The 15295-nt window shown below is 34.1% G+C and carries 14 protein-coding genes; 7 read left to right on the top strand and 7 right to left on the bottom strand.

What is annotated here, in order from left to right; translation table 11 throughout:
- Positions 1 to 224 precede the first annotated feature (224 nt).
- The 4 genes from BMY56_RS12985 to BMY56_RS12970 are packed head-to-tail and all read right to left on the bottom strand — an operon-like array spanning position 225 to position 3725.
- Positions 225 to 1064: a 5-oxoprolinase subunit C family protein gene (locus BMY56_RS12985; RefSeq protein ID WP_091624942.1), complete on the bottom strand. Its 840-nt coding sequence runs from the start codon at positions 1062 to 1064 to the stop codon at positions 225 to 227.
- Positions 1057 to 1794: a 5-oxoprolinase subunit PxpB gene (gene pxpB, locus BMY56_RS12980; RefSeq protein ID WP_091624940.1), complete on the bottom strand. Its 738-nt coding sequence runs from the start codon at positions 1792 to 1794 to the stop codon at positions 1057 to 1059. The genes BMY56_RS12985 and pxpB overlap by 8 nt, the downstream gene beginning before the upstream one ends.
- A complete protein-coding gene (pxpA, locus tag BMY56_RS12975; RefSeq protein ID WP_091624937.1) occupies positions 1791 to 2531 on the bottom strand; it encodes a 5-oxoprolinase subunit PxpA in 741 nt (246 codons plus the stop codon). Before pxpA ends, pxpB begins: the two co-directional genes overlap by 4 nt.
- Positions 2532 to 3725, bottom strand: coding sequence for an Nramp family divalent metal transporter (locus tag BMY56_RS12970; protein ID WP_091624935.1), 1194 nt, complete (start codon positions 3723 to 3725; stop codon positions 2532 to 2534).
- A 214-nt stretch (positions 3726 to 3939) separates the two neighbouring features.
- Between BMY56_RS12970 and BMY56_RS12965 the strand changes: the two genes are divergently transcribed.
- The 3 genes from BMY56_RS12965 to BMY56_RS12955 all read left to right on the top strand — a co-directional run bounded on the left by BMY56_RS12965 (position 3940) and on the right by BMY56_RS12955 (position 6153).
- Positions 3940 to 4386: a hypothetical protein gene (locus BMY56_RS12965; RefSeq protein ID WP_091624932.1), complete on the top strand. Its 447-nt coding sequence runs from the start codon at positions 3940 to 3942 to the stop codon at positions 4384 to 4386.
- An 11-nt stretch (positions 4387 to 4397) separates the two neighbouring features.
- Positions 4398 to 4961 (top strand): hypothetical protein, encoded by a 564-nt coding sequence (locus BMY56_RS12960; RefSeq protein WP_091624930.1) that lies wholly within the window; start codon positions 4398 to 4400, stop codon positions 4959 to 4961.
- Positions 4962 to 5037: 76 nt separating this feature from the next.
- Positions 5038 to 6153, top strand: a complete 1116-nt coding sequence (locus BMY56_RS12955) for a pyridoxal phosphate-dependent aminotransferase (RefSeq protein ID WP_091624927.1) — start codon at positions 5038 to 5040, stop codon at positions 6151 to 6153.
- A gap of 315 nt (positions 6154 to 6468) precedes the next feature.
- On the opposite strand, the gene BMY56_RS12950 is transcribed toward BMY56_RS12955, so the two are convergent.
- Positions 6469 to 7221 (bottom strand): PepSY-like domain-containing protein, encoded by a 753-nt coding sequence (locus BMY56_RS12950; RefSeq protein ID WP_177170970.1) that lies wholly within the window; start codon positions 7219 to 7221, stop codon positions 6469 to 6471.
- Between the two features lie 1317 nt (positions 7222 to 8538).
- Here BMY56_RS12950 and BMY56_RS12930 point away from each other — a divergent pair.
- The 4 genes from BMY56_RS12930 to BMY56_RS12915 all read left to right on the top strand — a co-directional run bounded on the left by BMY56_RS12930 (position 8539) and on the right by BMY56_RS12915 (position 11316).
- Positions 8539 to 8886, top strand: coding sequence for a DUF6090 family protein (locus tag BMY56_RS12930; RefSeq protein WP_091624914.1), 348 nt, complete (start codon positions 8539 to 8541; stop codon positions 8884 to 8886).
- A gap of 12 nt (positions 8887 to 8898) precedes the next feature.
- Positions 8899 to 9297: a hypothetical protein gene (locus BMY56_RS12925; RefSeq protein WP_091624912.1), complete on the top strand. Its 399-nt coding sequence runs from the start codon at positions 8899 to 8901 to the stop codon at positions 9295 to 9297.
- A 349-nt stretch (positions 9298 to 9646) separates the two neighbouring features.
- Positions 9647 to 10507: a PIG-L deacetylase family protein gene (locus BMY56_RS12920; protein ID WP_091624909.1), complete on the top strand. Its 861-nt coding sequence runs from the start codon at positions 9647 to 9649 to the stop codon at positions 10505 to 10507.
- A 380-nt stretch (positions 10508 to 10887) separates the two neighbouring features.
- Complete coding sequence (locus BMY56_RS12915; RefSeq protein ID WP_091624906.1) at positions 10888 to 11316, top strand: DUF6526 family protein; 429 nt, start codon at positions 10888 to 10890, stop codon at positions 11314 to 11316.
- A gap of 612 nt (positions 11317 to 11928) precedes the next feature.
- Here the strand turns inward: BMY56_RS12915 and BMY56_RS12910 are convergent.
- Positions 11929 to 13464, bottom strand: coding sequence for a YifB family Mg chelatase-like AAA ATPase (locus BMY56_RS12910; protein WP_091624904.1), 1536 nt, complete (start codon positions 13462 to 13464; stop codon positions 11929 to 11931).
- Positions 13465 to 13521: 57 nt separating this feature from the next.
- Positions 13522 to 15276, bottom strand: coding sequence for a hypothetical protein (locus tag BMY56_RS12905; protein ID WP_091624901.1), 1755 nt, complete (start codon positions 15274 to 15276; stop codon positions 13522 to 13524).
- Between the last annotated feature and the right edge of the window lie 19 nt (positions 15277 to 15295).

The raw sequence follows: 15295 nt of genomic DNA, 5'->3' as shown, positions 1-15295 counted from the left end.
ATCAAATATATTTGATACAGGTTTTTCTAAACAATGAAAAGCTATATCATCCCTAACTAGGAATGACTATGACCACATTGCTATTTAATAAAGCTAATTTCACACTACAATAGTACATAAAATACAATTACAAAAAAAGTGTTATTAACATGACATCTTAAACTAAAAGATTATTAGTTATGTACAACTAACATAAATAAAATAATTTACCAGAATTGAAAATATTACACCAACTTAAAACTCACCCTATCACCGCCCCTTTTTTGTGCCAAAATACAAATAGCTTTATCAGATAACTGAAGTATTCTCGGGTAACCACCTGTAGTTTGTCCATCTTTCATTAATACTATTAATTTACCAGCAGGTGTAAGCTGCACGGTACCTGGTAATGTTGCCGATGTTAACATTGACATTTCATGCGAAGAAATAGTCTCTTTAATTTGATAAGCCATTCTATTATTCTCATGAGCAACCGTAAATGACTTGGAAAAAATCTCTTCTAAATGCCTATCGGTCAACAAATAGAACTCAGGACCTTTACTCACTTCTAATTTGTAGTCATCTAAAAAAGAATCAACTTTAATTTCTGAAATTTTAGGTTGAAACAATTTATTATAAATAAACGGAACAACATCATTGTCACAAAGTCTATTCACTTTGGTTATAGGTTTGTAAAACGATCTACTTCCAAGTATCTCTTTAGAGGTAAATCCTCCTCTAACTCCTAAATACGACCTAAACCCTTTATCTAATCGGCCGAATGATAGAATATCTCCCACTTCAATCTGGTATACTTTATAATTCTGTATTGGTAAATTATTTAAGGTTGCTGACATCTCTGCCCCACCTAGAGCCATATACGTTTCCTCTTCAAACATAAGCGTTGGCCCGGTCATCGTAATCTCTAAAACTGCCGCAGAAACTTCATTTTCTAATAATGAATTTACTTTAAAAACAGTCATTTCATCCATTACACCAGAAACTGGAACACCCTTATTTCTGAAATGAAACCTACCTGAATCTTGAACCGTAGTATAGAATCCCGCTTTTAGTACTTTAAGCATTTAACTTAATTTTTTCAGGTTTATAAATACCAACTTCGGCCTCTATCTTATGCAGATCATACTCTGCCCTAGATATTTGATAAAACTCAATTTTATCACCAACATTAACAAAACAAGGATTTTCTTTTGAAGCATCAAAAATAGGAACAGAACAATTTCCGATAATATTCCATCCTCCAGGTGATTCTTGTGGGTAAATACCTGCTTGTTTTCCTGCAATACCAACCGCACCCTTAACCACCTTTAGTCTTGGTGTTGCTTTTCGTGGTACTTCTAAGTCTTTCAATAAACCGCCTAAATACATGAAACCAGGCAAAAAACCTATTCCGTATACCGTATATGTCGTACCAGTGTGCATTGCAATAATCTCAGGAATCGACTTATTAAGTTTTTTAGCAACCTCATCAAGGTCTAAGCCAAACTCTAAATCATATGAAACAGGTAATCTCCATAAATACCGTTCTGGTTTTTCAGATTCTTTTAACTTAGAATATCCGACATTTATATCTTTTGAAATTTTCTCAAAATCAATAGTCATTTTTCTATTTACAAGTAAAAGAGAATTGTATGAAGGTACCATTTCCCAATCCTTTTCGGTAAACATATTTAATCTTATATAGGTTTGAAAACCTATTATAGTTTCTAAAATATGTTCGCTTACTTCATGGGGCCATTCAATAAGAACAGAATGTACACCGAAGGGCTTTATATTTATTGCAGGGGAATTCACGGTTTAGTTTGTAGATTATGTTCTAGTAAATGCTCTGTAATATACGTCAAAATTTGAAAAGCGGTTGGGGTATCGCCATGAACACAAAAAGTATCTGCCTGAATGGGAATCTTTTCTCCGTTCACCGTTCGTACCTTATTTTCATTACACATGAGCACCATATGTTCTAAAACATCTTTTCCATTTGCTATTACTGCATTGTCCTGTTTTCTAGAAACTAAACTTAAATCGTTATTGTAGTTTCTATCAGCGAAAGCTTCTTTCATAATTTTGAAATTATTAGCTTTTGCTATAGCTTCAATTACACTTCCATTAGGCACATACAAAATAACATTCTTAAAAGGTGAAATAGCGGTTAGGAATATATTCGCTAAATGTTCGTTTTTGGCAATATCATTATAAAGTGCACCATGAGGTTTAATATGATGAAATGTTGCCCCTAGTTCATTACACTCGGTCATGAATAGTTTTATTTGATTTCTAATACTTTTAATTAAATCAGCATCGGATATACTTATAGTATTCCGACCAAAATTTTCTCTATCAGGATATGAAGGATGTGCCCCAACACTAACATTAAATTTAAGCGCTAATTCTATAGATTGTCTTATCGATTCTTTATTGCCTGCATGACCACCACAAGAAATATTGCAAGAACTTATCATTGGAAACAAATCGGCCTCATTCCCAATACCTTCACCAACATCACAATTGATATCAATTAACCTATTTCCCATTTAAAATAATCCTAACACGGTTAAAATACTTTTTGCTCCCAATAATATCGAAAGGAGAATAATAGCCAAACCTATGCAATTTTGCACTAAGGTATTTTTATATTTTCCCATAACACCTACCCTATTAACTACCCATAGTAAAAAAATAGCGATGATAGGTAAAAGTAATCCGTTCGTGATTTGAGCAAATTTTATTATTTCTATAGGTTTAATACCAAAGGATAGAAAAACTACCCCTAAGACTAAAATCAATATCCAAATAAATCGAAACTTGGCGTCCTTAAATTCAGCCTTCCATCCAAAACAACTATTCGCAACGTACGCAGCGGCTAAAGGAGCTGTTATAGCAGAAGTGATACCTGCTGACAATAAACCTATACCCATAAAATAGAGAGCTGCAGAACCATACAGTGGCTCTAATGCTTTTGCCATATCTAACACATTATTTACTTCAGTACTTTTTATAGCTGCCGCAGATATTATTATACTTATAGATACGAGCCCGCCTAAAATAATAGACACCAATGTATCTCTCTTCGCAAGTTTTAAATCTTTTTCTGATTTCCACTTCTCACTCACCAAGGCTGCATGTAAAAAAAGATTGTAGGGCACTACCGTCGTACCCACCAAAGCTATAATGGTCAAAATACCATCTTCAGGGATTGATGGCACAAATAATCCCTTTACTAATTCCCAAAGATTGGGTTGTGTCAATACGGCTGTCATTACAAAAGACAGGCTCATAATTAATACAAGAAATATAAATACCTTTTCTAAGGATTTGTAATTCCCGAAAAAGAGAAGTGAAAATGCTGCCAATCCTAATATAACTGGATACAAATTATTATAGCTAAGTCCAAAAAGAGCCTCCATTCCTAAGGTAGCACCACCAATGTTACCTGCTTCATATGAAGCATTACCTATAATAATAGCAGAAAATATAAGAGTGATTACACTATTTCTTATCAATGGGTTACTTAACTCTTGTTTTATAACATCGGCCAATCCTTTTTGAGTTATGATACCTAATCTTGCCGACATTTCCTGAAGAACATAGGTCGCAATTATCGATAACAACATGGCCCACAGCAAACTATAGCCAAAGTTAACTCCTGCAAGCGTACAAGCAGTAACTGTACCGGGACCAATAAACGCGGCTGCTACAAGAACACCGGGTCCTAATTTCTTAAACATGGATTAAAATTATCATTCTTGTAAATATAATCTCTAAATATGAATTAGCTCACCATCATCAAAATCAATTTCACCACAATTTTAACATTTCAAAATGCCGTTAATCTAAAAAAATGCAGTTCGTCTAAAAGTTGGATGTCATTCATCGAGGTTACATACTAATCTTAAAATATCGAGGTTATTAATTTCCCCAAACCTTAAACTTAACCTATTAATGATTTGTTTAGAATGTAAGAAAGAACTCGATTATATAGACCACAAAAATGCTATGGAAAGTGCAGGTGTAGAACTCTGCAACAAACATTATGAACGTATTGAGAAACTAATCAACAAACACGATACTTCTTTAGAGGCTATTCAATTATACTATGCCCTTAAAGAGGCTGGTGTAAACTCTATGCTAGAATGGTGGGATGGCAAAAAATCTATAGATATCGCCATATCACGTGTAAAACTCAATATTGAAATTGACTCTAAATATGATAAACTGACCGAGCATGAGGCTATTAACAATTTAGAAGAGGCTATGCACTCCTTCAAAAATGGATTTACAACCATTCGAATTCCCCATATTGTTGTACGGTACTATTTAAACGAAACCGTAAATAATATTATTGGAATTATGGAAGGCCTAAAAGCCAATATAAAAGTTATTAATTAAAATAAGTAGACATGGAAAAATCTAAAAAAGCATTTAAAAATCCGATTCGGGCAGCCTTAGCTACCCTTTTAATAGGTATGCTAATGCAGGTTCTTCAATGGCCATATTCAGCAGGTATAGTTTTTATTTCGTTTACCGCAATACTGGTTTTCTACTCCCTTCGTTTTTTTAGGAAGACAGAAAAACTTACTATAGACATTATAAAAATGGCTTTAGTTCTATTTTGGTCAACTAATGGCATTTTAACCATTCTATCTTTTCCGTACACCGTAATTTTCCAAGTCGGTACAGCCCTTACATTTATTGCATGGTTTGCCATGGAGGGCACTACTTACTTTATGGACAAAGAAGGTAATTCAAGAAATAGCCTTACTGAAATAATTTGGAACTTTGTAATGGTCATTGGTGTAATCACCATTATTTCTGGTGGCATTATGCACCTATTAAATTGGGATTATTCGATTCCTATTTTAACCACAGGTCTTACTATAGTAACAAGTTTTATTTTAAAGGATATTTTTACAGCGCCTAAGAAACAAGAAGATGATGTAAATAATGAGGAGTTATATTTTTAATTAGTAATCATCATCTGCTCCTCAAATTAAAATTTTTATAGGCAATTTTCGTATCTTTTACCCAAAGGGTACAAATATGAACACTATTGACAGACGACAATGGCTTAAAACTGCTGGACTTTCTAGTGGTTTTACTTTTTTAGGTGGATTTGGAGCTTTCGCCATACCAACCGAAAAATCTGATTATTTAGAAAAATCAAGAATTGCCAAATTAAATTCTAATGAAAATCCGTATGGGCCATCAAAAGCAGTACGAGAGGTAATTAAAAATTCATTGGATATTGCTTGTAGATACCCCTCAATGGTGCTACATCCATTAGTAGAACAAATAGCACAGAAAGAAGGTGTAACCAAAGATCACATTGTTATTACTGGCGGTTCTACAGAAGGTTTAAAGGCTGCTGGTCTGACCTACGGAATTAACGGCGGTGAAATTATTGCTGCTGACCCTACTTTTCAGTCCCTCATGACCTATGCCGAGAATTTTGGCGCTACCGTACATCGAGTTCCCGTAGATAATAACATGGGGCATAATTTAGATGAAATGGAGAAACGAATAACCTCTAAAACAGGTTTGATTTTCATATGCAACCCAAACAATCCTACAGGCACATTACTTGACAGAAATAAACTGAGAGATTTCTGCTCCTCCGTTAGCAATAGAACCATGGTTTTTAGTGACGAAGCTTATTACGATTTTATTACCGAACCCGATTACCCTTCAATGATTGAATTGGTGAAGGAAAATATGAATGTAATAGTCTCAAAAACATTTTCAAAAGTTTATGGCCTTGCAGGGCTTCGAATAGGATACTTAGTCGCTCGACCAGACATTGCGACCAGACTGAAAAAAAACATTATGGCTATGTCAAATGTTTTAGCGATTGAAGCTGCTAAAGAAGCATTAAGAGATGATGCGTTTTACAAATTTAGCGTTGCTAAAAATGTGGAAGCAAAAAATGATATCTACAAGACCTTAAATGATTTGAACTTAGAATACCAAAAATCACATACAAACTTTGTTTTTTTCAAAACCGGAATACCGATAAATGAAATGATGTCTGCCATGGAAAAAGAAAATGTTCTAATAGGAAGACCTTTTCCACCATTTAATGATTGGGCAAGAATTAGTACTGGTACAACAGAAGAAATAAAGCTTTTTGATAAAGCTCTCAGAAAAGTGATGGGATAGTTTATAACCCCAACCAACCTTCTCTATCGAAACTTCTGTATTGTATAGCTTCAGGTAAACACCCGAATGTGTAACTTTGGAATACAAAATCAGAGCTACTGCAAATACCTTGTATAAAATCAAACTAGGTATGTTATTGCATGATTATTATAGACTAAATAATTCAGTAAATTGTTAAACCAACCACTACTTCTTCTATAACTCTTCAAAATACAAATTAAAAACCCTGTTCCCTAACTCTAAAAAACAGTTAGGCAACAGGGTGATTTTATTGTGGTTTGGGACTATAGCCCTTCTTTAACAATATAAATTATCTTAATCTTCATCCACAGAAAGGAAATTTCCTTCGGCATCAAAATAAACTTCCAACCCATTGCTCATGGTTACTTCAAAATCGCCTTCATCTTCAATTTCCGCATGTACAATGGTAAGATTTGGGTAGGTCTCATTCAAATACGACAGTGCCATCTCTGGTAATTGGGCGGGGTCTATAGTGTCTCCATCATCGTTCCCATCTTCTTCTTCCCAGTCATAATCTCCATCATCATCTTGGTCGTTTTCATCGACACCAACACCCTGGAAATCACCAGTGATATTAAAAATCAAAATAGTATCGTCATTCAATTCCACTTCGTATTGATCATTATGTTCTAGTTCTGCTTCATCTATCCCCACTCCAGGATAATTTAGCTCGATATAGTCCAAAATAACTTGCAATAAGTCTTCTTTAGCAACTTCAGAGTCATCGAAATCACCATTTTCTTGGCTGTCATCATCAATGCCTAAAAAGATGCCATTGGCATCAAAAATAAGTTCTGTACCATCACTTAATTTTACCTCAAAATTACCATTATCTTCTTCTTCTGCCTCATCTATGGTTAAATCAGGATATTCACTTGCCACAAAATCTAAAATTTCCACAGGCAAATCACCAACTCTAACTTTTGCATCTGCCTTTAAGGCGATACCCACGGGTAAATCATTTAGAGTATCCTCATTATTTTTGCTGCAAGACACAACAGTAAAAACACTTAAAGCAACTAGTGCCATTTTTTGAATGGTTTTCATTTTTAAATTGTTTAATAGGTTAAATTCATTTTTCATTTGGGGGTAATTAAATTTTTGTTTCATAGGGGTTTTAACTATAAATATGATTTAAGATTAATTCTTATATATTCTAAAACAATTAGTACAGAAAAAACCCTACCACAAATCACTATAAATTTAATACTAAATGGGTTTAACTTGCGTGAAACGTCTATTTCTTACCTCTATGGTTTTTCTACTGAGCGATTGAAAACCAGTAACATTGAGGGCATGTAATAAAAAATCAAATTGTCCTTGATATTCACTATTATAAGCGCTAAAAACAGGGGTTAAACTCTACTTTATTAACATAGCCTCTATCTTAATATAAATTAATTAAAACACTGTATACCAATTACTTATAATGTTATTAATGATTTACTAACTTGTTTAGACGACTTTGGATCATTACTTTAAACGATTAAATTTATCCAGACAATACATCAGCAAATGCTATCTAAAAAATAGGACAGGCAAGTAATAAAAATATGCTTTTGGAGAAATCGTATTTGCATTACCAATCAATAATTGAAATGAAGATGGTAGTCAAAAAAAAGTTTGAAAAAAATTCTTCAAAAGGTTAAATTCTTACAAAATATAGGACAAAGACTTTTGACCGAAAGTAAATTCAGTAAATGTCATGGATAGAATTTTGTTGGCCTCCTCATAAATCTTCCCCAACCACCCTTCTATATCTAAACTCCTATATTGCATCGCTTCGGCTATACACCCGAAGGTGTAACCTTTAAAATATCTCGCAGCTGACAAATGCATTATACAAAAAATTAGGAACTGAATATTTCCGTACCTTGATAGGGAAACCACCAACCTATTACTTTTATGATAAAGTTCTTTAGAAAATACGTTACAACCTACTGACTAAATTATGCTGCCCGACTATACATAAGAAACAGAAGATAAAATATGGATGGAATGGCAATCAGAGTTGAAATAAAAAATACTCCAAGCGAAGAAAGAACCATTTTGGTAGTAGACAATTCTTTCCCTTTACTATTTTTTTTTAATGAATAAATAACCGTTATAGTTATACCAACTATTGAACCCAAAAACAATGCAATCAAGCCAGCGATAAATCCCATAACGACTATTTATTAATTTCTCGGTAATGTATGACAATTTTCAGTTAAAGATCCGTGACCTCTAACAATCACTATAATCAACCTTTACTTCATCTGTAACTCTATATAATGTGGTATTCTTCATTTTAAATATTATTTGACTGATTTTAAGTCATTTATTTTTATTCAGTTTCTTAGGAAGAATAACTAACCACTTCCCATGATTAAATTTTTCCGTCGTATAAGACAACGTCTGCTTACCGAAAACAAATTCTACAAATATCTACTGTATGCCTTTGGGGAAATAGTACTGGTAGTTATTGGTATTTTGATTGCATTGCAGATAAATAATTGGAATGAAGAACAAAAAAATAAGGCTATCGAACAGCAATTGTTGATTTCGCTTTTACAAGAGTTTGAAACCAATCTCACGATACTCACTAAGACTATTGAAACCAATACTGCAATTATTGAAGGTTCTTTAGAAATTGGAAAATTCACTGGTCCTTCATTACCAATTATAAGCGAGAAAGAAATGTCCCAAAATATGGTGGATGCTTTCAAGTAGGTATCTAGGTATGTGCCCAACAAAGGAACCTATGATGAAATAAATAATTCTGGAAAATTATCCATCATTTCTGATCCATCCTTGAGAAAGGCAATTTCTGAAATACAATCACAATTGGAACTTGTAAAAAATCAAGAAAACAGTGTTATCAAAATACAGAATTACACCCATCAATTTTTTTTAAACAATGGAAATTTTAGAAGACATTTGGATATTATTGAGGACGTTCTTATTGATGTTGATCCAAGTAAATTTCCAAACAATGATTTTATTTTTCTTGAAAATCCAGAATTTGAAACCAATCTATACTTATTCATTGTAATGTCAACAAACCTAAATACAAATTTCTATTTACCGTTAGAAGAGCAAACTAACCTATTAATTAAACAGATAAGGCAAAATATAGAGTAAGGCTAGAACTCATTAACATATTTATAATGTACATGTGAACTATATAGGGACTTATCACGTATTATAGCTGCCAATCTCCTACTCCACAATCGGTTAACAAATCTAACCACTACTACTTCGGTAGCTTTATCTATTTTGGTGTTCTCCTAAATTATAGTTTTTGAGCTACTTATGGAAGCATCTGGTATTGATGGCGTAATTATTTAAAAATGACCCAAGAAGAAAAAACCTATATCGGATAGCGAATCAATTTCCACCAAAAACGAAAATGAATTGATGATCACTTTTATCCGGAAGAATTGAAATGCGTAAAATACTTATATTTATATAAAGCATAAATTGTATACTGATGAAAACTACTAGATTCTTAATTTTTGGCTATTTGATTTTTACCTCACTAATTGGGTTTGCACAACCCAAGGAAACAGTTGAAAACTGGAAAGGGAAGAGAGTGCTTTTAATCGGGGCTCATCCTGACGATGACCATCAATCACATGGCACATTGGCTATGCTCAACAAAAATGGCAATGAGATATATATCCTAACCATGAGCACCGGAAATGTGGGAACAAAGGATCCGAAACTGGGAAAAGATGATCTTGCCAAGATCAGACGTATTGAACAACTTGATGCCATGAAGCAGATTGGTTTATCTGAAGACCGGTATATTAATCTGGGCTATGATGATGGTAGACTTGAATTTGCGAATAAAGAAGAAGCTATTGGTAAATTGGTCTATTATATAAGAAAGCTAAAACCCGATGTATTGATGGCTTTTGATCCTGGATATAATTATCAGGTTTGGCACAAAAGTGATCATCGGGCGGCAGCCTATTTAGCTGCTGATGCGGTGAGGGCAGCAGAATGGCCTTTGATGTATGAAGGACATATCATACAAGACAAATTAGAGGCCCATGTTATTCCTGAATTCCTTTTTTATGGAGGCAATGTGTCCGACAAAAACACCATAGTAGACATTACCGATTTTGTAGAACAACGTGTCAACGCAGGCTCCAAATATGTGAGTCAATGGACATCAGGATGGAATAATTATCTAGGACATGATATTGATAAATATCCTGCTACAGAAAAGGAAAAATTATTTAATAACATCAGGAAGCGCATTAAAGTAATCGATGGAAAATCAGTGGAAAGATTTAGATACCACCAAGGAGCACCAGATTCCATGGGTCATGCACCGCGTGATTAAACCAGCTACAATCTGTTTGCAAGTAGGAACCAAGCTACCCATTTTTCCGATAAGTGTTCTACTTGAAAAAGTATTTAAAAGCCGTCTTTTTATTCGGTATGGTTGCAATTTGTTCAGAGTGGTTTTAACTCGAATTCTTGCTGTAAACGAGCGCGAGTAGAAGGAACTATACTCATACTTGAAGGCACGAGCATGACGCTCGCGATAGCGGGGGTACTCGTTGCAAACGAGCGCTAGCCGGGGAAAAAACGACTGATTAGTAAAATTTTAATAAAACGGATAAAGAATTATAATAACAAAGCCACTCGATAGATTGAGTGGCTTTCTTTATATTCGAAAAGTACTAATTAATAAGATTATCTTTAAATCAAACTAAAAAAATGGAAGAACAGAATTTTAAAAATCATGGTAAACTTGTAAAAGGGTTTCATGGACTCTTGTTTATTGCGATACTAGCTTTATTAATCGGTGCTATAAGTAATCTTATTCGTACCAGTAGTGATAACCTGTATTTAGCTTCTTTAGTAGTGCTAATCGCTATTATATTTTTAATTATGGCATGGTTTGTACGCAGCTTTCCTTTAAAAGCACAAGACAGGGCTATAAAAGCTGAAGAAAATTTGAGGTATTATGTAATGACAGGCAAATTATTCCCTAAAGAACTAAAAGTAGCCCAAATTATAGCGCTACGTTTTGCGAGTGATGAGGAGTTTTTACCCTTAGTAGAAAAAGCTTTAAAAGAAAACTTAACCAACAAAGAAATTAAAATGCTCATAAAAAATTGGAGGGTAGATGTTTACAGGGTTTAAATATGTAATTACCAACTGTACAAACATGCACAGCTCCAGTCCCTATAGCTTGTAGCTGGCAACCGCCTACCAAACTAAACCCTCATACTTGACGGTACGAGCGTCATACTGAAACAAGTTCAGCACAAGCTGCTCGCACTAGCTTTATTTTTATGGAATTTTGCCTGCGCGAGTGTGGGGGCGGTGAAGTACTCCACATAGGTTTTACCTTAGTTAGATATAGCTTACTCCTGTGGGCACTCGTTGCAAACGAGCGCTAGCGGGGGAACCAAAAAGCAATAAATACATGTACCCTAACCACAGCTGTAAGCAAACTCCTTAATTAATTGGATTGCTTCGTTATACTCCCGAATGTGAAAGTCTGAAATCTACGATTTTCTTGACTAGGGTAACATCATGGGAATCCTAACTATGAAAACAAATTCATTAATTTATATATTAAAAATCATGAGTTAAATAGTTCTGTACCTTAAAAAGGAAACCACCAACCACTATTTCATATGATCATATTCTTTAGAAAAATTCGTTAAAACTAGTATCTGAAAATAAATTCAGCAAATACACTTGGCTGACAACAGCTTTAAACTAGAGGTCAAATTGATAACCAAAAACCTACCCCAACCACCCCTCTCTATCTAGGCTTCTGTACTGGATGGCTTCTGATATATGATCACCGTTCAAGTCTGAATCACCACTAAGGTCTGCAATGGTTCTAGCAACTTTGAGAATTCTATCATAGGCCCGTGCAGAAAGATTTAATCGTTCCATCGCATTTTTTAAAAGGGACTTCGATTTTTCATCTAATTTGCAATACAAACGAATTTGCTTGGTATTCATCTGGGCATTATAATGCACATTCTCTAATTCGGCAAAACGTAAAGTTTGTAATTCTCTTGCCGAAGTAACTCTTTTTCTGATTTCAACACTCCCTTCTCCTTTTCGCTCTTCAGATAGTTTCTCGAAAGGTACTGGTGTAACCTCGATATGAATATCGATACGATCCAATAACGGACCCGATATTTTACTTAGATAACGCTGCATTTCTGCCGGCGAGGATGTTACTGGGGCATCAGGATCATTAAAATACCCACCCGGACTCGGATTCATACTAGCCACTAGCATAAAACTACTGGGGTAGGTCACCGTAAATCGTGCTCGCGATATCGTTACTTCCCTATCTTCTAAAGGTTGTCTAAGCACTTCTAAAACGCCACGTTTAAATTCAGGCAATTCATCTAAAAATAAAACGCCATTATGTGAAAGAGAAATTTCCCCCGGTTGTGGGTACGAACCACCACCCACTAAAGCTACGTCTGAAATTGTATGATGTGGACTTCGAAAGGGCCGTTGACTCATTAAACCCATGTTCTTAATTTTACCGACCACACTATGAATTTTGGTAGTTTCCAATGCTTCATGTAATGTCATGGGTGGCAAAATAGAGGGTAATCTTTTTGCTAACATGGTTTTACCAGCACCAGGCGGACCAATCAATATAACATTATGTCCACCTGCAGCGGCAATCTCCATACATCGTTTAATACTTTCTTGCCCCTTTACATCTGAAAAATCAAACTCAGGAAAATCAAGATTTTTATAAAACTCTTCACGTGTATCTATAATAGTTTGTTCTAAAGGTGTACCCTTATCAAAGAAATCTAAGACTTGCTTAATATTATCAATTCCGTACACTTTCAAATCACCAACAATAGCGGCCTCTTTTGCATTTGCCGTAGGTAGCATAAAACCTGTAAAACCTTCCTCTTGAGCTTTAATTGCAATAGGCAATGCGCCTTTAATTGGCTGTAGCCCACCATCTAAGGAAAGTTCTCCCATTATAATGTACTTCTCAATATTCTCAGACTTAATCTGATTAGAAGCTGCAAGAATACCTACAGCCAAGGTAAGGTCATAGGCCGATCCTTCTTTACGAAGATCTGCAGGAGCCAAATTAATAGTAATTTTTTTACCGGGAATTTTATAACCGTTGTTTTGTAGTGCGGCAGCAATTCGGTAATTACTTTCTTTAATTGCATTATCGGGCAGGCCTACTAAATGATATCCAATACCCTTGTCGATATTAACCTCAACAACTATTGTCGTAGCCTCTACGCCAAAAACTGCACTTCCATAAACTTTTGTAAGCATATCATCTATATATTGGATTTTAAATTTAAACCTTTTATTATAAATGACTTAATTCTATTATTTAACCGAAAACTTCTTTTTTAATGACACTGGTTTACCTGAGTTTGTAAATCCCTCAAGTGACACTTCAAACTCACCTGTAATGTCAGAGGTATAAAACTCTATTTTTTCTTCATTGACCTTCGTGTTAAAATTTGGCAGCCAAATTAATTGATACCTGAAATCTGGTAATCTTTTATAATCGTCTTTTAAGCCTCCTTCATAAGATTGTTGATAGTAGTTCTTACTCTCATTAGGTTTAAAAAGTTTTTGAGCCAGCATATTATCAGTGTAATAGTTCTCATAAAAATTAGATTTAAATGTAGTTACATCTACTACTCCTTGAAATGTTCTGGTACCATAAAAATGTTGATTTCGTGATATATTAATAGATTCTACTTGAGCTGATGATAAATTAATAAGTCGCTCGTGATCTAATAACAAAATTCCGTCTACAAAAACTAATGGTAGCTTACCCGATTCTACATAAGGTGCTATTGGTCGAACATGAAATTCTGGTTTTCCTTCTTTGTTATCCTGTATCCAAACATGTTCAACGACCTCTACAAATGTTTCTTTTATTGATGGGAATCTTGTGTATTCATCAAGTACATAATTCGTAGTACCTTCTCCATAAAATCTACTATTAGGTTTCCCTATTAAAATAGTATCTGGTTTACTACTATAATATGCATTCTCAATTTGATTATATATACTTCGCTCTTCAATTTGAGATTCCATTTCTCTATCCAATTTAAACATGTCAAACTTCAAATCTGACAACTTCAAATTTTCTTCTGGCTTTAATTCAATACTATATTCTTCAGCATCTTCTTCTAATACCTGAACATATACCTCTTCTGTATTGTAATCTTCTTCTACATTTATAAAAAATTGTCCTTTCTCATTTGTCGTCACTAATTTAAATAGATATTCCTTTCCTGGAAAAGAAACTCCTAAGGCATTATTTTTCTTATTTACGTTTTCATTTTCTGTTGTAACATTCCCTATTAAAAGCTCCCCTCTTAATTCTGGAAGTATGAGTTTTTCTATTTTATTTTTCTGTGGATAAACACTTTTGTAATTCAAACTTGAAGTATTAAACTGGGCCTCCATTTCATCAACTTTTCTAACGGATACCGAATAGTTACCTAAACCTTCTAATGTGGTAGACGATATAAGTAGAGATACTGGTTGACGAGTTCCATAAATAGATTCATTTAATTCTAACCGAACCGGCACATTAAAAATACCAGCACCTTGACTACTAGGTGATTTAGAAACTGATTTAATTAAATCATATGCGCTTTTTGTCCTAAAAACTGCTTGGTTACTTGTATATGGATTTAAAACAGTAACATCAGTACTATAAAAATAATCTCTACCATTATTAAGCATCCATTGTGTGTAGGCAATCAATTTATAATTTCCTGAAGGAATGCTTGAAGGAATGAAGAAATTGCTATCTCCGATCCCGTCGGTTAACTTTATTTTTTGATTTAAGACCACTTCCTTATTTTCATTGACCAATTTCAAATAAGCTATTTTGCTTACATCGCTTAATTGGCCTGTATTATCTTTCAAACAATAAATGGTATAATAAAGATATTCCCCAACAAAAACAAGCTTTGTATTAGCATGAACATATACCTGTTCTTGATGCGGAACCAAGCCTTCATTATTCATTGGACTAACCGCTGTACCTTGTGCGCTCATTTGCAGTAACGTAAAATGAATTACCACAAGTACTATTATATTAATTTTATTCTTCATATCTAAAGCTTTTTATTCT

This window comes from Maribacter orientalis (genome assembly GCF_900109345.1).
Taxonomy (GTDB): domain Bacteria; phylum Bacteroidota; class Bacteroidia; order Flavobacteriales; family Flavobacteriaceae; genus Maribacter; species Maribacter orientalis.
The sequence above is the reverse complement of the archived record's forward strand: the minus strand, read 5'-3'. Positions and strand labels throughout refer to the sequence as shown.